At 71.6% G+C, this 16410-nt stretch carries 15 protein-coding genes; 10 read left to right on the top strand and 5 right to left on the bottom strand.

The genetic code is table 11. The features are described 5' to 3' along the window. The first annotated feature begins 52 nt into the window (after positions 1-52). From ACQP00_RS50740 to ACQP00_RS50700, 9 genes are all read left to right on the top strand, one after another. Positions 53-667 carry a TetR/AcrR family transcriptional regulator C-terminal domain-containing protein gene (locus ACQP00_RS50740; protein WP_433211561.1) on the top strand — a complete coding sequence of 205 codons (615 nt, stop codon included), beginning with the start codon at positions 53-55 and terminating at the stop codon, positions 665-667. A gap of 340 nt (positions 668-1007) precedes the next feature. Then, a complete protein-coding gene (gene htpG / locus ACQP00_RS50735) occupies positions 1008-2822 on the top strand; it encodes a molecular chaperone HtpG (RefSeq protein WP_433224317.1) in 1815 nt (604 codons plus the stop codon). A 4-nt stretch (positions 2823-2826) separates the two neighbouring features. Further along, a complete protein-coding gene (locus ACQP00_RS50730) occupies positions 2827-4014 on the top strand; it encodes a phosphotransferase family protein (protein ID WP_433211558.1) in 1188 nt (395 codons plus the stop codon). A gap of 66 nt (positions 4015-4080) precedes the next feature. Further along, positions 4081-4572 (top strand): hypothetical protein, encoded by a 492-nt coding sequence (locus ACQP00_RS50725; protein ID WP_433211555.1) that lies wholly within the window; start codon positions 4081-4083, stop codon positions 4570-4572. Then, complete coding sequence (locus ACQP00_RS50720) at positions 4572-5918, top strand: hypothetical protein (RefSeq protein ID WP_433211552.1); 1347 nt, start codon at positions 4572-4574, stop codon at positions 5916-5918. Before ACQP00_RS50725 ends, ACQP00_RS50720 begins: the two co-directional genes overlap by 1 nt. Continuing rightward, positions 5915-7216, top strand: a complete 1302-nt coding sequence (locus ACQP00_RS50715; protein ID WP_433211549.1) for a VWA domain-containing protein — start codon at positions 5915-5917, stop codon at positions 7214-7216. The genes ACQP00_RS50720 and ACQP00_RS50715 overlap by 4 nt, the downstream gene beginning before the upstream one ends. Before the next feature lie 12 nt (positions 7217-7228). Next, on the top strand, positions 7229-8341 hold the full coding sequence (locus ACQP00_RS50710) for an ATP-binding protein (protein ID WP_433211547.1): 1113 nt from the start codon (positions 7229-7231) through the stop codon (positions 8339-8341). After that, positions 8338-11184, top strand: coding sequence for a DUF5682 family protein (locus ACQP00_RS50705; RefSeq protein ID WP_433211544.1), 2847 nt, complete (start codon positions 8338-8340; stop codon positions 11182-11184). Before ACQP00_RS50710 ends, ACQP00_RS50705 begins: the two co-directional genes overlap by 4 nt. 22 nt (positions 11185-11206) lie before the next feature. Continuing rightward, entirely contained in the window at positions 11207-11887 is a 681-nt protein-coding gene (locus tag ACQP00_RS50700) for a hypothetical protein (RefSeq protein ID WP_433211541.1), read from the top strand. Between the two features lie 214 nt (positions 11888-12101). On the opposite strand, the gene ACQP00_RS50695 is transcribed toward ACQP00_RS50700, so the two are convergent. Genes ACQP00_RS50695 through ACQP00_RS50685 form a run of 3 tightly spaced genes read right to left on the bottom strand, consistent with a single transcriptional unit; the run spans position 12102 to position 14577 of the window. Further along, entirely contained in the window at positions 12102-13235 is a 1134-nt protein-coding gene (locus ACQP00_RS50695; protein ID WP_433211538.1) for a hypothetical protein, read from the bottom strand. Further along, on the bottom strand, positions 13232-13702 hold the full coding sequence (locus ACQP00_RS50690) for a sigma factor-like helix-turn-helix DNA-binding protein (protein ID WP_433211535.1): 471 nt from the start codon (positions 13700-13702) through the stop codon (positions 13232-13234). The genes ACQP00_RS50695 and ACQP00_RS50690 overlap by 4 nt, the downstream gene beginning before the upstream one ends. A 53-nt stretch (positions 13703-13755) precedes the next feature. Continuing rightward, positions 13756-14577, bottom strand: coding sequence for an SDR family oxidoreductase (locus ACQP00_RS50685; RefSeq protein WP_433211532.1), 822 nt, complete (start codon positions 14575-14577; stop codon positions 13756-13758). Between the two features lie 58 nt (positions 14578-14635). Here ACQP00_RS50685 and ACQP00_RS50680 point away from each other — a divergent pair, with 58 nt between their 5' ends. Further along, positions 14636-15037: a winged helix-turn-helix transcriptional regulator gene (locus ACQP00_RS50680; protein WP_433211529.1), complete on the top strand. Its 402-nt coding sequence runs from the start codon at positions 14636-14638 to the stop codon at positions 15035-15037. On the opposite strand, the gene ACQP00_RS50675 is transcribed toward ACQP00_RS50680, so the two are convergent. Both ACQP00_RS50675 and ACQP00_RS50670 read right to left on the bottom strand, forming a co-directional pair. Continuing rightward, entirely contained in the window at positions 14997-15662 is a 666-nt protein-coding gene (locus ACQP00_RS50675; protein ID WP_433211526.1) for a hypothetical protein, read from the bottom strand. The two genes, ACQP00_RS50680 and ACQP00_RS50675, sit on opposite strands and share 41 nt — an antisense overlap. After that, positions 15652-16347, bottom strand: coding sequence for an ATP-binding cassette domain-containing protein (locus ACQP00_RS50670; protein ID WP_433211523.1), 696 nt, complete (start codon positions 16345-16347; stop codon positions 15652-15654). The genes ACQP00_RS50675 and ACQP00_RS50670 overlap by 11 nt, the downstream gene beginning before the upstream one ends. Positions 16348-16410 lie beyond the last annotated feature (63 nt).

The raw sequence follows: 16410 nt of genomic DNA, 5'->3' as shown, positions 1-16410 counted from the left end.
GAGTGTAGACTTACGGCGTAAGAAACCGCAACCCCGCCGAGGGAGGCCAGGCTTGGCAGCGAACCGTCAGCGCGGCGAGCGCGCCGGCCTCACCCGCGAGCACGTGCTCGACACGGCCCTGTCGCTCGTCGACCGCAAGGGCCTGAGCGCCCTCACCATGCGCGCGCTAGGTGCCGAGCTGGGGGTCGAGGCGATGACGCTGTACCACTACGTCCCCAACAAGAACGCCCTGATCGACGGCATCGTGGAGCGCCTCTTCACCGCCGTGCACCCGGCCGAGCCGGGAGGCGACTGGCAGGGGCACCTCCGCCGGTACGCGCACGATCTGCGGGCCGTCCTGCTCCGCCACCCGTATCTGCTGCCCGCGGTGAACCGGCCCGTGGTCACCCCGGCGGCGTTGGACGCGGCCGAGGCGGGCCTGCGCATGCTGACCGACGCCGGCTTCGAGCTCGGCGAGGCCCTGGACGCCCTGAACGCGCTGACCCTGTTCGTGCTCGGACACACCGCCGCCGAGGTGGCGATCGGTCCGGAGGGCCCGACGCCGGTGGATGCCGAGCGGCACCCGCTGCTGGTCGAGGCGGTCGAGACGCTCGCCGGCATCGACGACGCCAACCGCTTCACGTTCGCCGTCGACGCCATGATCGCCGGATTCGACGTGATCCGTTGACACTTGCGCCATCAAGCACGCACCGAGGTGAGTATCCTTTTCGGCGGCCTCACGACCGCGCAAGGGCGGCCTCACGACCGCGTTTGAGCGGCCTTGTGACCGCGCATGAGCGGCGTTACAACCGCGCATAGGCGGTTTCGAGGCCGCGCATGAGCGGCGTACAACCGTGCATGGGCGGCCTTGTGACCGCGCATGAGCGGCGTACAACCGCGCATGGGCGGTTTCGAGGCCGTGGAGAAGCGGCCGCGAGGCCGGGCAAGAGCGGTCATAGTCCTGAAGGGGAGCCGGAGTGAGCGAGACGCTGGAATTCCAGGCGGAGACGCGACAGCTGCTGCAGTTGATGGTCCACTCGATCTACTCGAACAAGGACATCTTTCTGCGCGAGCTGATCTCGAACGCCTCCGACGCGCTGGACAAGCTGCGCCTGGAATCCCTTGTGAACAAGGAGCTGGAGGTCGACACCAGCGACCTGCACGTCCAGCTTGAGATCGACAAGGATCAGCGCACCCTGACCGTGCGGGACAACGGTATCGGCATGTCCCACGACGAGGTCGTCTCGCTCATCGGCACCATCGCCAAGTCGGGCACGGCGGAGTTGTTGAAGCGGCTGCGGGAATCGCCCGAGCAGCAGCAGCGGGCCGAGCTCATCGGGCAGTTCGGCGTCGGCTTCTATTCGACGTTCATGGTCGCCGACAAGGTGACGCTCGTGACCCGCAAGGCTGGCGAGAGCCAGGGCACGCGGTGGGAGTCTGCGGGCGAGGGCACGTACGAGATCGAGAGCATCGAGGACGCGCCGCAGGGCACCAGCGTCACGCTGCACCTCAAGGCCGAGGACAGCGACGACCAGCTGTTCGACTACACCGCGGAATGGAAAGTCCGGGAAATCGTCAAGAAGTACTCGGACTTCATCGCCTGGCCGATCCGCCTGCAGGGCGCCGAGCCGGCGGAGGAGGGCGAGACTCCGGCGCCGCTGAATTCGATGAAGGCACTTTGGGCGCGGCCGAAGAGCGAGGTCGCGGCCGAGGAGTACAACGAGTTCTACAAGCACGTCAGCCACGACTGGACCGACCCGCTCGAGACCATTCACATGCGCGGCGAGGGCACCTTCGAATACGAGGCGCTGCTGTTCATCCCGGCCCGCGCGCCGTTCGATCTGTTCATGCGCGACGGGCACCGCGGCGTCCAGTTGTACGTCAAGCGGGTCTTCATCATGGACGACTGCGAGGCGCTGACCCCGCGGTACCTGCGATTCGTGAAGGGCGTCGTCGACGCGCACGATCTGTCGCTCAACATCTCCCGCGAGATTCTGCAGCAGGACCGGCAGATTCAGGTGGTCCGCCGGCGCCTGGTCAAGAAGGTGCTCTCGACGCTCAAGGAACTGCCCGCCGATCGGTACGCCACGTTCTGGACCGAGTTCGGCCGCGCCCTCAAGGAGGGGCTGCTCGACGACGCCGAGAATCGCGAGACCCTGCTCGACCTTCTGCGGCTCCCCTCGACCCATTCGGCCGACGAGCCGACCTCGCTGCGCGAGTACGTCGAGCGGATGCAGGACGGTCAGAGCGCCATCTACTACATGACCGGCGAATCGCGCGCGATGGTCGAGAACTCGCCGCACCTGGAGGCCTTTCTGGCCAAGGGGTACGAGGTGCTCATCCTCACCGATCCGGTCGACGAGGTGTGGGTCGAGCAGGTCTCGGAGTACGACGGCAAGCAGTTGCAATCGGTGGCCAAGGGCCAGGTCGACCTCGGCAGCGAGGAGATTCCGGCCGAACGCAGCGAGGGATTCGCGCCGCTGCTTTCCTGGCTCGGCACGGCATTGGCGGCGGACGTCAAGGAGGTGCGTCTCTCCACGCGCCTGACGACGTCGGCCGCGTGCATTGTCGGCGACGAGCACGACATCACCCCGACGCTCGAGAAGATGTACCGCGCGATGGGCCAGGAAATGCCGCACACCAAGCGCATTCTCGAACTGAACCCGGAACACTCGCTCGTGACCGGGCTGCGCGACGCGTTCACGGCCGATCCGGAGGCGCCCGCGCTGGGCGAGACGGCGGAGCTGTTGTACGGCATGGCGCTGCTGGCCGAGGGCGGCGAGCTCGCCGACCCGTCCCGCTTCACCCGCCTGCTGGCCGACCGCCTGGCCCGATCGCTGTAACGCCATGACGGTTCCCGCACGCACCGTCGTCCTCGTGCTCGTCGACGGGGACGACGGTGTGCTGGGCGAGTTGCCGCCGTTCGAGGTCGGGTCGCCCTGGTGGCCCGAGGTCGAGGAGATCGTCGACGGCGCGCGCGAGCGCTTCGGGGCGCGGGTGAGCGTGCTGCGGCTCCTGCACGCCGATCGCGCGCATCCGCACGGGGGCCTCGTCCGGTACCTCGCGCAACTTGAGCAAGGCAAGCCAGAACTCGTGCCGACGTCGTTCGAGCCGGCCCCGCACCCGCTGCGGGCACCTTTCGCGGAGGTGGGCGGGCCGGCCGCCTCGCTGGCGTGGGCGCGGGGGTTGCTGGAGGGGTCTGCGTACGGTACACCCGAAGAAATCCGGCAGCGGAAAACCTGGAACCTCTCGGGGTTGTGGCGGCTGGAGACGGCGGGTGGCACCGTCTGGCTCAAGCACCTGCCGCCGTTTCTGCGCGCCGAGCACGAGGTCCTCGCGTGGATCGGCGCCGTCGCGCCCGGGGCCGCCCCGCCGTTGATCGCCGCCGACGGGACCGGGCGCCAGCTGCTCGGGCACCTGCCGGGCGAGGACGGCTTCTTCGCGCCCGCGGCGGACCGGCTGGCCATGGCCGATCTGCTGCACCGGCTGCAGCGGCGGGCGCTGGAGGACGTCGATGCGCTGGCCGAGCGCGATGTGCGGGACCGGCGCGGCGAGCTGCTGCTGGAGCAGATCGTGGCGGCCGCGGAGCCCTGGCTCGGTGAGATCTTCGGCCTCGACGCCGTGGTGGCGGGCCTGCCCGACCGGCTCGCGGCGGTCGAGGACTGCGGCCTGCCCGACACCCTCGTGCACGGCGACTTCCACCCGGGCAATGTGCGTTTTTCCGCGTCGGTACCGCCTGCTGTCCTCGACTGGGGCGACGCCTTCCTGGGAAATCCGGCGTTCGACCTGATCAGGCTCGGTGAGGGCCTCGAACCCGGGGACGCCGGGCCGCTGATCGAGCGCTGGTCGGCGCTGTGGAAGCAGGTCGCGCCCGGCAGCGACCCGGCCCGTGCGGTCGAGCTGCTGCGGCCGGTGGCCCCGCTCCTCGGCGCCGCCGTGTACGCCAACTTCGTCCACAATATCGAGCCGAGTGAATGGCCGTACCACGCCGACGACGTCCCGACCTGCCTGAAAACGGCCGTGGAGCTGGCCTGACGCGTTTTTGTCGTACCCATGCGATACAACTTCTCGCGTCACGGAACGTCGGAACGCTGGAGGTTGATGGTCTTGAGCGTCGAAACGCGCTCGACGGCGGTGGTCATACCGCCCGTACAGCCCCGCAAGCTGGCCAAGGTGCCGTTCGTCGAACTGGCCGACGGTCGCCTGCAGGGTGTGGTGTCGAGCGGATCTGACATCGAGCGGGTCTACGTCTCCTCGATCGGGGCCGGCTCCCACGGACTGAGCTGCAGCACCAACAACAACCGGCCCTGCGGCGGGCTGCGCGGGTCCTACCCGTGCAAGCACCTGGTCGCGCTGCTCGACGAGGCCCAGCTGCAATACGGGCGCGAGCGCGTGGCGCGCTACCTGCGCATCGAGGTCGACGAGAGCACCTCGCTGGTGCAGGGGCTCAAGGCGCACCACGAGCCGTCGCCGGCCGCGACCGTGTTCGCCGGGTTCCTGCGCCACCTGGCCTACCTGGAGCTGCCCGGCAGCGACGAGCCGATCCCCGAGCTGCACTGGTTCCCGTCCGTCGCCCCGGTGGGAGAACGCTGATGCTGGCCACCCTGTTCAGCGCCGACGCCGCACCCGGCGCCGAGATCGACGCCGCGCTCGAGGCCGCCGGCGCCGTCGACGAGGGCCTGCTGCACGGCTTCGCGCGGATCGACGACGACCGGGCCGCCGCGCTGGCCGCGCTGGCCGCGGCGTTCGCCGGCAGCCCGCTGGGCGACGCGGTCGCCGAGGCCGTGGAGAAGATCTCGGCCGGCTCCGTCGCCGACGACCACCTCTTCGCCCTGGCCGCCGCCCGGATCGCGCTCTTCGGGGCGGTGCACGACGCGCTGCTGGCCCGGGCCGACGCCGAGCTGGGGCGGCAGCGGGCCGAGTGGCACGGCGAGCCCGGCCCCGCCGCGGCCGCCACCCACCTGCTCGGCGGCGCCCGCTCGTGGCTGCGCGAGCTCGCGATCACCGGCTGGCGGGGCGTCGACCACGACCTCGTCGCCGCGGCCGGGCAGGCCATCGAGGCCGCGCTCGGCGACCCGGAGCTGCGCCGCCTCGCGGTGCTGCTCGACGGGCTCGCCGCGGAGCTGCGGGCCGGCAGCCCGATCGCCACGATGGCGCCGGTGCCCGTGCGGCGCTGGGCCGACCTGTGGAGCCGCGCGCTGCTGCTGGCCCGCGACGGCGGCCGGGCCCAGCGCGCCGCACAGGGCGAAACGGTCACCGGGCGGCTGCTCGTCCTCGGCGTCGACGTGCACGAGCACCCGACCGCCGTCCAGGTCCAGGTGCACGGCGTGCTCGAGGCGGCCGGAGCCCCGGTGCGGCTGGTGCGGGCGAGCGTCTCCGCGGCCAAGGTCGACACGATCGTCGGCCCGGCCGTCTGGCGCCTGCTGGCCGGTCACCCGATGCTGCTCACGGCGCTGGCCGAGCACCGCGCGCTCGACCTGAGCGACATGCCGCTGCTGCCCGGCGGCGACCTGATCTGGCGCGATACCCAAGCCCGGCCCGGTGACCCGGCCGACCCGTTCACCACCGCGCGGGTCCACCTCGGCGGCGCGCTCGCCCCGGCCACCCCGCCGCTGGAGCGGCACCCGGCCCGCATCGCCGAGCCGGTGTTCGTGGAGGACCTGTCCGCGGTCACCGTGGACACGACCCGGCTGCCCGCCTGCGGGCCGCTGACCCCGGCCGCCGTCAAGGCCGCGAGCGCCTGCATCGGGCTGCTGCGCTGGGACGACGGCACCTGGACGGTGCAGCCGCTCGGGGTGCTGGCGACGGTCAAGAAGAAGCCGGTCGGCCTGCACACCGCCGACTGGGCGCTCGGCCCCACCGACCCCAAGCTGGCCAAGTCGGCCGGCGAGGCGGTCGAGGTGCTGCGCGAGCGGGCCGGAAGGTTGCTGCGCAAATGACGACCGCCGACGAGAACCGGCGCCAGGTGCTCTACTGGCGCATGCTGGGCCGGCTGTTCGAGGCCGACGAGCAGCTGTCCCTGGAATCGGCGAGCGTCGCGATCGTCGACGACATCGGGCTCCCGCCGGCGCTGCTCGACCCGGGCGTCTCGGTGGACAACCTGGTCCAGCGCCACCCCGAGCTGGCCGCCGAGTTCGAGGGGCTGATGGCCCCGGAGCCGGGCGGCGACCGGGAAGGCGCCGAGGTGCGCCGGGCCGCGCTGGTGTCCAAGCTGCTCATCAACGTCTTCAACACCGGCCACGGCAACGTCAGCGCGACCCAGCTGACCAACTGGCAGGCCGACGCCGGATGGTTCGAGAAGGCGCTCGGCATGAACCCGGGCGAGCTGCGCGGGCGGCCCAACGCCGGCGGGCTGGCGGGCGTGCTCGGCGGCATCGAGGGCGACCTGGTCAAGCGGATGCACCTGCGGGAGGTGCTGGCCAACCCGGCGCTGGCCAAGCAGCTGACCCCGAGCATGTCGCTGATCGAGCAGCTGCTGCGGGACAAGCACAACCTGTCGGGCCTGGCCCTGGCCAACGCCAAGTCGCTGATCCGGCGGTTCGTCGACGAGGTGGCCGCGGTGCTGCGCACACAAGTGCAGCAGACCAGCGTCGGCGAGATCGACCGGTCGGTGCCGCCGAAGCGGGTCTACCGCAACCTCGACATCGAGCGCACGATCTGGAAGAACCTGACCAACTGGAGCCCCGAGGACGAGCGGCTCTACGTCGACCGGCTCTTCTACAAGCAGACCGCGAAGCGCACCACCCCGGCGCGGCTCATCGTGGTCGTCGACCAGTCCGGCTCGATGGTCAACGCGATGGTCAACTGCACCATCCTGGCCTCGATCTTCGCCGGGCTGCCGAAGGTCGACGTGCACCTGATCGCCTACGACACCCGGGCGCTGGACCTGACCCCGTGGGTGGCCGACCCGTTCGAGGTGCTGCTGCGCACCCAGCTCGGCGGCGGCACCGACGGCACGGTCGCGATGACGCTGGCCCAGCCGAAGGTGTCCGACCCGCGCAACACCGTGGTGGTGTGGATCTCCGACTTCTACGAGTCGCACCAGCAGGTGTTGTTCGACGCGATGCAGGCGATGCACCGCTCCGGCATCAAGTTCATCCCCGTCGGCTCGGTGAGCAGCGGCGGGCAGCAGAGCGTCAACCCGTGGTTCCGGCAGCGGTTCAAGGACATGGGCGCGCCGGTGCTCTCCGGGCACATCAAGAAACTCGTCTTCGAACTCAAGAGCTTCCTGGCATAGGAGATCCCTCAGATGACTGACATGCTTCGCGCCCCCGCCGAGGTCAAGTACGCCGAGGAGCTCGACTGGCTCGAGTCCGTGGACGACGGCCCCAAGCCGTTCTCGTGGCGGCTCAGCCCGCGCATGGTCCGGCTGTTCGTGCTCGGCTCCGAGCGGGCCGACGGGCTCGACCGGGAGATCTCCCAGAAGTGGTTCGGCGACCGCAGCTTCGTCGAGCGCAGCATCGTGACCCTCGCCTCCGACCGCGGGCTGCTGCTGATCGGCGATCCCGGCACCGGCAAGAGCTGGCTGGCCGAGCTGCTGGCCGCGGCCATCTCGCGCAACTCGACGCTGGTGGTGCAGGGCACGGCGGGCACGACCGAGGACCACATCAAGTACAGCTGGAATGTCTCGATGGTCATCGCCAAGGGACAGTCGCGGGCCTCGATGATCCCGTCGCCGATCATGACCGCGATGGAGAACGGCGTGATCGGGCGGTTCGAGGAGCTGACCCGGTCCACCAGCGACGTGCAGGACGCGCTGATCTCGATCCTGTCGGAGAAGTACGTGTCGATTCCGGAGCTCGAGGACGACAACATCGTCTTCGCCCAGCCCGGATTCTCGATCATCGCCACCGCCAACAGCCGCGACCGGGGCGTCAACGACCTGTCCTCGGCGCTCAAGCGGCGCTTCAACTTCGTGCGGATCCCGGTGGTGACCAACAAGAAGAGCGAGGCGGAGATCGTCCGCTTCCGCACCTCCGAGCTGCTGCGCCGGCACCAGATCGAGCTCGACGTGCCGCCCAACCTGCTCGACATCCTGCTGCAGAGCTTCGCCGACCTGCGGGCCGCGGCGGCCTCGGCGACCAGCGACGACGAGAAGCTCGAGTCGGCGCTGTCGACCGCCGAGCAGATCGGCGTGCTGGAGGACGCGATCCTGCACAGCACGTTCTTCGGCGACCGCAGCCTGCGGGCCGAGACGCTGGCCGGGTCGCTGGTCGGTTCGCTGGCCCGGCGCAGCCCGGAGGATCTGGCCATCCTCAACAAGTACTGGCACGGGGTCGTCGAGCCGCGCAGCAAGGAGGACGGCGGGGAGTGGCCGGCGTTCCTCGAGGGCGGCCGGCAGGCGATTGCCACCCTGTCATGATCTTCGACGATCTGCGGACGCAGCTGGCCGGCGCCGCCGAGGCGCTGGCCGGCCGCGGCGCGGTGCCCGAGATCCTGGCCGGGATCGTCGACGACGTCGACCGGGCGCTGCGCGAGGAGCTGGAGATCTTCCCGGTCTGCCACCACTCGCCGGCGTCCGGGCTGGCCATGGTCCGGCGGCTGCGCGAGAAGCAGCCGAAGGTCATCTACCTGGAGCTGTGCGAGGATCTCGGCCCGCTGCTGACCGAGCTGCGCAACTGCCGGCTCCCGGTGGCGCTGCAGGCGTTCGCGTCGCAGCTGGACGGGTTCCCGCAGGAGTGGGGGCCGCTGAGCATCGTCGCGCCGATCACCGAGGCGTCGGCGGAATACCAGGCCATCGCGTACGCGCTGGACACGCCCGGCGTCGAGCTGGTGCTCGTCGACCGCTCCACCGACCACGTCTTCCAGTGGCAGCCGCAGGACGAGGCCGGCACCCCGCCGGCCGAGGGCGGCGAGGAGTCCGAGGACACCGACCTGCACGGCGACGCGGTCGGCATCGAGATCGGCGACCTGCGCCCGCGCTTCGCCGAGCTGGAGGAGCACCTGCTGCACCACGGCAAGGTGCGGCACTGGTCGGAGTGGTGGGACCAGTACGTCGAGCAGCCGCTGGCCGGGGCCGACTATGAGACGTACCGGCAGGTCATGGTCCTCATCGGCAGCCTGTTCCGGCGGCTCGCCCCGGCGGACTCGCGACGGGTGAGGGTCGACGAGGACCGTGAGCGGTACATGTGGACCCGGATGCGCGAGCACCTGGCGCGCACGGGCGTGGACAAGGGCGACTGCCTGTACATCTGCGGCGCCTTCCACGCGGCCAGCCGGGTCGAGGAGTTCGGCACCGAGCAGGGCGTGCCCGACTTCGAGATCAGCCCGCGCACGGCGACGAAGTGGCTCTACGGCCTGATCCCGTCCAGCCACTCGGCCATCGAGGGGCAGTTCGGGCTGGCCTCCGGCTCGGTCTCGATCGCCGCCGCCACCTGGCAGAAGGCGGTCACCCGGGCCAAGCTCACGCCGTTTCAGCTGTCGGGGCAGAAGGGCAGCCGCAAGCGCAAGGCGGTCGCGGCCGGCACCGCGGCGGTCGACGAGCCGGTCGCGGACAAGCTGACCGGGTTCCTGGCCAGCCCGCCGGCGCTCGACACGCTGGACGAGGAGGAACTGCTCGGCTGGTGCGTCGACATCGTGCGGCTGGCGCGGCGCAACGGCTATCTCGCCAGCACGGCCGACGCGATCGCGGTGTTCGAGACGTCGATCCTGCTGGCGGGCATGCGCAACCGGGCGCGGCCGACCCCGTACGACTTCCAGGACGCGGCGGTCACCTGCATCGAGAAGGACTCGGTGCCGGGACGGCGGGACGTGCGGCGGCTGTGCGAGATCCTGCTCGGCGGCGACCGGGTGGGCCAGGTCGGGTACGAGGCGCTGCCCCCACTGGCCCAGGACGTCTACGACCGGCTGGCCCCGATCGGGCTGGACCTGACCCGCGCGACCGTCCAGCGGGCGCTGCTCGACCTGGCCGGGCGGCCCGAGCTCGGACCGGCTTCGCACCTGTTGTGGATGCTGCGGTACCTCCTGCCGGACGGCGCCGTCCGCCCGATCATGGGCACCCGGCGGCTCGGCGAGAAGTCGATCCAGGAGAGCTGGGACCTCGCGATCGGCAAACATCAGCGGTACATCATCGAGCTCGGCTACGAGGGCGTGACCGTCGAGCAGGTGGTGGAGCAGCGGCTGCGCCGTTCGGTGTGGGCGCACGACGCCACGGCGGCGGTGGCGCTGCGGGCCGTCGAGGACTCGATCCTGTTCCTCGGCAGCCGGCGCTTCACCGACGAGCTCGGCGCCCGCGCGGTCGAGCTGCTCGCGGCGGAGCGGACCGTCGACGAGGCCCCGGAGGTGCTCAAGCGCATCCGGCGGCTGCTCGCGCACTACCGGGCCACTGAGCCGACGCTGCCGGCGTGGGCGGAGTCGTTCGTGACCGCTGGGTACGCGCACTACTGCACCCTGCTGCCGACCGCGTTCGTCGACGACGAGACCGGGGTCCGGCAGGTCGCGGCGATGCTCGGCTTCCTGTTCACGATGGAGGGGCTGGCCCTGGCGCTGGGCTGCGACCGGGCCCAGCTGGAGATCGCGGTGCGCCAGTCGCACCCGGAGAGCCCGGCCAAGGTGGCGCTGCTGTGGTCGGCCCACCACCAGCTGGGCCTGCTGCCGCTGGCCGAGCTGCGGGCGCGCGGGGCCGAGCTGCTGGCGAACCCGCTGGTGGTGCCGGCGGTGCCGCAGTACCTGAGCGGGTTCATCCAGGCGCTGGACCCGGCGCCGAAGCTGACGCCGTTCGTGGTCGAGTTCATGTCGAACGCGTTCGCCAAGTTGCCCGACCCGGTGCTGCTGCCGTGGCTGCCGACGCTCATCACCACGCTGCGCGACCAGGCGAGCGAGCTGGTGCCGCTGCTCATCCGGGAGGCGGGGCGCACGTTCCCGGGGAGCCTGGCCGCGGTCGACGCGTTCGTGCCGCCGTGGCGGGCGACCCGGGCGGTGGCTCCCGCGGCGGTGCCGGGGACGGGGCCGGCGACGGGGCCGGCGACGGGGCCGGTCGGTCCGTTTCTGGCCGCCCACCCGACGACCACGGAGGCGCTGGCCGCGGCACTTGGGCTCCCGGCAACCTGGCACATCGCCGAGGCCGGAACCGGGGCCGGAAGCGGGGCCGGAAGCGGGGCCGGAAGCGGGGCCGGTGCTGGTCCGCTGGCCCTGCTGGGCAGCTTCCCCGCGACGGCCGAGGCGCTGGCCGGCGTGCTGAGCGTGCCGGGGGGTCGCCTGGGTTGATCGATGTGCTTAGCGTGGGGCCATGGACTCGTCCCTGATCGTGGCCGGGATCGCCTGCGTCGGCGCGGTGTTCGTGCTGGTCATCATCCTGGCCGTGATCGGGCGGCGGCGGGAGCGGCAGCGGCGCGAGCTGCTGGAGGTCTGGGCGGTGCGCAACCGCTGGCAGTACGTGCCGCGACCGCCGAACGAGTGGTGGCGCCGCCTGCCCGGGCGCAACTCGCGGGGCGTGGCGCTGGCGCTCAGCGGTCAGCTGGGCGGGCGGCCGGTGTCGGTGGGCGAGTACTCGTACACGACGACGAGCACGACCTCGGGGGCCGACGGCACGACGTCGACCAGCAGCCAGACCCATCACTTCGTGGTCTGGGTGGTGCGGGTCCGCGGATCCTGGCCCGCGCTGTCGGTGCACCGGCGCGGGGCGATGTCCCGGTTCGGGCGGACGCTGTTCGGCGACCGGGCGACGGCGCTGGGGCACGAGGCGTTCGACAGCGCGTTCCGGATTTCGGCGGACCGGCCCGAGATGGTGCGCACCGTGTTCGGGCAGGCGCTGGTGGCCGAGCACCTGGCCGGGCGGCTGCCCGATTGGAGCCTGCGCGGCGACGAGCTCATGGTCGTGGAGAGCGGGCGGCTGACCGAACCGGACGCGATTCCCGCCCGGTTCGGCCCGCTCGTCCGCGTCGCCGACCTGCTTGAGGCCCCGCGCTAGCAACCCACGTGACCTGCGAGGTCGCCGCGCTAGCAACGCACGTGGCCCGCGAGGTCGCCGCGCTAGCAACGCACGTGGCCCGCGAGGTCCCGCGTTAGCAACGCACGTGGCCCGCGAGGCCGCCGCGTTCGAATCCGCGCGAGATCGAGGCGCTGCCAACGGAAACGCCTCGAACCACGCGGCGCTGCGGTGGAAGTGCGGCGTCTCGAAAGCGCTAGAGCTGCTTGACCCGCACGACGGCGGCGAGGTCGACGACGCCGGTCAGCGGGTTGGGCAGGACCGGCCACGCGACGACGAGCCTGTCGGCGGACCAGGTCAGGCCGAGGATGCCCGCGCCGTACGTGATGTCGCCGGGCGGGTCGACCTGGGAGACCTCGGCGGTGCGCACCGCGCCGCTGGGCAGGTCGACGGTGAGCACCTCGGTCGTGGCGCGGCCGCCGTCGTACGTCACCACGGGGAATGCCAGCCGCCGGCCGTCCGGTGCGACCGCGGCCTCGTCGGCTTGGGCGCACTCCGACTGCTGCTGCTTGCGCAGGGTCCAGAGGACGTGGCCCTCGAGGTCGTACGCCTGCACCGCGCACTCCTCGGTCGACGCCGAGACGAGGACGTTGTGCTGGATCGAGTACGTGCGGTGCGGGTCGGCCGTGGCCGCGTCGAGCGCCGTCAGCCGGGTCTCCGCGCCGGTGGCGAGGTCGTGCCGGACCAGGCCGCCGTTGGTGCGGGCCAGGTACACGTACCCGACGCCGATTCCGGCGCCGGGGCCGGAGCCGGCCAGTTGGACGTCCTGGCCCTGGATGCGCACGTTGCGCGACTGGGTGAGGTGGCCGTCGGCGCTCATGGTGACCAGGCGGATCTCCAGGCCGGTGACGTTCACGCCGTCCTCGCGCTGGGTGCCGGGTGCGAGGTTCTTGGTGCCGAGCAGGGCGTAGCCGCCGTCGGGGCGCGGGAGCCACTGGCGCACCTCGTCCACTTCCGGCGGGCGCGGGACGGTGTCGATCCGGGTGCCGTGCAGCGTGACGAGGCCGTCCGGGAGGCGGAAGCCGAGCTCGTGGCCCGCCTTGTCCTGGAAGACGGAGTCGGCGTGGCGGTGGACGGCGATGAGCGGCTCGTCCGCCGCCGGAGCGGTCGCCATCGACGTCGTGGCCGGGGTGGGTTCGGTGGAGGGTGTGAGCTTGGACAGTACAATCGAAGCGGTTGTGAAAAGCGCGAGGACGGTGATGCCGGCGGCGGCCATCTGCCGTGTGCGCCGACGCCGGTGCCGGCGCAGGATGGCTTGCATGTCGGGCGCGCTGGGGGGCACGGCGCCGGCGGCCCGGTGCACGGTTGACGTCAACTCGTCGTCGATCATCGCTGCTCCTCACTGAGCTCGCGGCGCAGCTCGGCGAGGCCGCGCGCCAGACGGCTCTTGACGGTGCCCTCGGCGATGCCGAGCACCGCCGCGGTCTCCACTGTGGACAGATCCAGCAGGACGCGGCAGACGATGACCGCGCGCTGGGGCAGGGCGAGGCGGTGCAGGGCGGCCAGCGCGTGCCGGCCCGCGGGATCGTCGAGTGACGCACGGTCACCGTTCGGCGGGAGCGGGCGTTCCCGGCGGACCTTGCGCCACCACGAGGTGGCCCAGTTCAGTCCGACCCGGAACGCCCATCCACCGGGGTTTTCCCGGTCGCGCACCCGATCCCAGTGGGCGTAGGCGCGCGCCATCGCCTCGTCCGCGGCCTCGCGGGCGAGTTGGGGGTCACCGAGGGTAACTGCCAGCGCACGGTAGAGGCGATCGGCCTCGGCGCGGTAGAAACCCTCGAAATCCTTGGTGAGCACGGGCGCTGCCACGATTGATACACGCAATGGGTGCCCGTGCCGTTCCCGGGTCCTTACAACTTCTGCAGGAACTCCGCCACGGTCGTGGTCGGGCGGCCGATGAGCCGGCTGAGGTCGCCGGTCACCACGTCCAGCGAGCCCTGCGCGATCGTGACGTCGACCTGCGCGAGGACGTGCGCGAAGCCGGCCGGGACGCCGAAGCTCTCCAGGGCCGCCTGGTACTCGTCGGCGGGCAGGTCGCGGTAGACGACCGGCTTGCCGAACCGCTGGGAGATCGCCTCGGCCAGCTCAGTGAGGGTGAAGGCCCGGTCGCCGCCGAGCTCGTACGCCTTGTTCTCGTGACCCTCGGTGGTCGCGACCACGGCCGCCGCCGCGGCGAAGTCGGCCCGGGTGGCAGCGGCGATGCGGCCGTTGCCCGCGGCGCCGAGCACCGCGCCGTTCTCGACGGTGGCGCCCAGGTTGCCGGTGTAGTTCTCGATGTACCAGTTGTTGCGCAGGAACGTGTACGGGATGCCGGAGGCCTTGATGAGCTCCTCGGTCGCCTTGTGCTCGGGCGCCAGCGGGATGCTGTTCGTGTCGGCGTGCGTGATGCTCGTGTACACGATACGGCCGACCTTGGCCTCGATGGCCGCGTCGACGACGGCGCGGTGCTGCGGCAGGCGCTTGCCGGCCTCGCTCGCGGACACGAACACGAGGGTGTCGGTGCCGGCGAGGGCATCGGCCAGGGTCTCGGGGCGGTCGTAGTCGCCGAGGCGGGCCGCCACGCCGTCAACCGCTTCCGGGCGGCGGGCGACCGCGCGGACGTCCTGGCCCTTCAGTTCGCGCAGGATCAGTTGCCCGAGGTGACCGGTCGCGCCGGTTACGGTGATCGTCATTTCTGAATCGTAGGCACTAACTTTTCGAAAGTGCAAGCTTTCGGGTTATCGTAGTGACATGTCCCTCGACCCGCTCGTATTCGACGTCTTCGCGCGCAACTGCACGTCGCGGCCCGTCATGGAGACCGTCGCGGGTCGCTGGGGCATCCTCACGCTGGCCGCGCTCCGGGAGGGCACGCACCGCTTCAACGAGCTGCGCCGGCGGGTCGACGGCGTCAGCGAGAAGATGCTGTCGCAGACCCTGCACGCGCTCGAGCGGGACGGGCTGGTCGTGCGCGAGGTGCGCAGCGCGATCCCGCCCCGGGTCGAATACAGCCTCACCGACTCCGGGGACAGGATCGCGGCCAAGCTCGCCGAGCTCATCGACCTGGTGGAGGCCGAGATGCCCACGATCACGACGGCGCAGGAGCGTTACGACGCTAAAGATCCCGATGTTGTACCGCAAAAGCCGACGCGATGAACGCCAGCGCATAAGCACCGAGCACCACCGCCGCGGTGCCCTGCCCCAGCGTCGTGCCGGGCATGCCGCCGAGCGCCATCGCGGCGCGGAACGGCAGCCAGCGGGCCGCATCGTCGCCGACGACCTCGGCCGCGACCCCCTCGATCAGCGCCAGCCAGGCCAGCGCACCGGCGATCGACCCGACCTGGCTGCGCACCAGCGCGCCGAGCCCGACCCCGATCGCCGCGAACAGCGCGTTCCAGGCCACGGCGCCGGCCAGCGTGCCCCACGGCACCGGGTCACTCTTCAGTACTACCACGATCGCCGCGGTGCCGGCGGCGGCGATGCCGAAGCCCGCTCCGGCGGCGGTGTACACCGCGAACTTCCGCAGCAGCACGCGCGTCCGGTCCGGCGTGGCGAGGTACGTGTCGGCGATCGTGCGATGCCGGAACTCGCCCGCCAGCGCCATGATCCCGAGCGCCAGCGGGAACAGCGCGGCCAGGCCGGCGTGGGCCGCGGCGCCGGCCGCGTCGTCGGGTTGCTTGGCGATCCGGCTGCCGGCGCCCACCGCCACGAGCGCGACGGCGGCGGCGAGCAGGAGCCAGGGCGACCGTACCGTCGTCAGCTTGCGCAGTTCAGCCCGCATGTCCCGCCCCCGTCGCGTTGAGGAACGTGCGCTCGAGATCCGGCTCGACCGGGCCGACGTGGTTGAGATGTCCATTGTGGACGATAACGATCCGGTCCGCGGTCTGCGCGATCTCGGCCAGGACGTGACTGGAGACGAGGACCGTCCTGTTCTCGGCCGCCCGGCGCCGCAGCAGCGCGCGCAGCCAGGCCATGCCGGCCGGGTCGAGGCCGTTGGCCGGTTCGTCGAGCACGAGCAGCCCCGGGTCGCCGAGCAGCGCGCCGGCGAGACCGAGGCGTTGGCGCATGCCGAGGGAGTAGGTGCGCACCCGGCTCCCGGCCGCCTCGACCAGCCCGACCTCGTCGAGCACGGCATCGACCCGGCGCGCCGGCAGCTTCGCCGCGTCGGCGAGGATCCGCAGGTGGTCGCGCCCGCTGCGGCCCGGGTGGAAGCCGCTCGCCTCCAGCAGCGCGCCGACGGTGCGGCGGGGGTCGGGGAGTTGGTCGTACCGGCGGCCGTCGATGAGCGCCTCGCCGGCGCTGGGGCGGACCAGCCCCACCAGCATGCGCAGCGTGGTCGTCTTGCCCGCGCCGTTGGGCCCCAGGAAGCCGGTGACCGCCCCGGCCGGCACGTCGAAGGTGAGCCCGTCGACGACCGTTCTGCGGCCGTACCGCTTGCTGAGCCCCCGAATCTGAACCTCTGTCATGCCGCCACTCTCGGCCGCGTGCGGCTCGTGGTCGTCCCCCGCGCGCGGCATCCGGGATACCGC

Origin of the sequence: Dactylosporangium sp. CS-047395 (assembly GCF_050942185.1) — a bacterium.
Taxonomy (GTDB): Bacteria; Actinomycetota; Actinomycetes; order Mycobacteriales; family Micromonosporaceae; genus Dactylosporangium.
Note: the sequence above shows the minus strand (reverse complement) of the source record. Positions and strands in the feature narration are given on the sequence as shown.

Coding starts and splice junctions, on each gene's coding strand:
- htpG (WP_433224317.1), top strand. CDS start 1,008: ATGGTCCACTCGATCTACTCGAACAAGGACATCTTTCTGCGCGAGCTG.
- ACQP00_RS50730 (WP_433211558.1), top strand. CDS start 2,827: ATGACGGTTCCCGCACGCACCGTCGTCCTCGTGCTCGTCGACGGGGAC.
- ACQP00_RS50725 (WP_433211555.1), top strand. CDS start 4,081: ATGGTCTTGAGCGTCGAAACGCGCTCGACGGCGGTGGTCATACCGCCC.
- ACQP00_RS50720 (WP_433211552.1), top strand. CDS start 4,572: ATGCTGGCCACCCTGTTCAGCGCCGACGCCGCACCCGGCGCCGAGATC.
- ACQP00_RS50715 (WP_433211549.1), top strand. CDS start 5,915: ATGACGACCGCCGACGAGAACCGGCGCCAGGTGCTCTACTGGCGCATG.
- ACQP00_RS50710 (WP_433211547.1), top strand. CDS start 7,229: ATGACTGACATGCTTCGCGCCCCCGCCGAGGTCAAGTACGCCGAGGAG.
- ACQP00_RS50705 (WP_433211544.1), top strand. CDS start 8,338: ATGATCTTCGACGATCTGCGGACGCAGCTGGCCGGCGCCGCCGAGGCG.
- ACQP00_RS50700 (WP_433211541.1), top strand. CDS start 11,207: ATGGACTCGTCCCTGATCGTGGCCGGGATCGCCTGCGTCGGCGCGGTG.
- ACQP00_RS50695 (WP_433211538.1), bottom strand. CDS start 13,235: ATGATCGACGACGAGTTGACGTCAACCGTGCACCGGGCCGCCGGCGCC.
- ACQP00_RS50685 (WP_433211532.1), bottom strand. CDS start 14,577: ATGACGATCACCGTAACCGGCGCGACCGGTCACCTCGGGCAACTGATC.
- ACQP00_RS50680 (WP_433211529.1), top strand. CDS start 14,636: ATGTCCCTCGACCCGCTCGTATTCGACGTCTTCGCGCGCAACTGCACG.
- ACQP00_RS50675 (WP_433211526.1), bottom strand. CDS start 15,662: ATGCGGGCTGAACTGCGCAAGCTGACGACGGTACGGTCGCCCTGGCTC.
- ACQP00_RS50670 (WP_433211523.1), bottom strand. CDS start 16,347: ATGACAGAGGTTCAGATTCGGGGGCTCAGCAAGCGGTACGGCCGCAGA.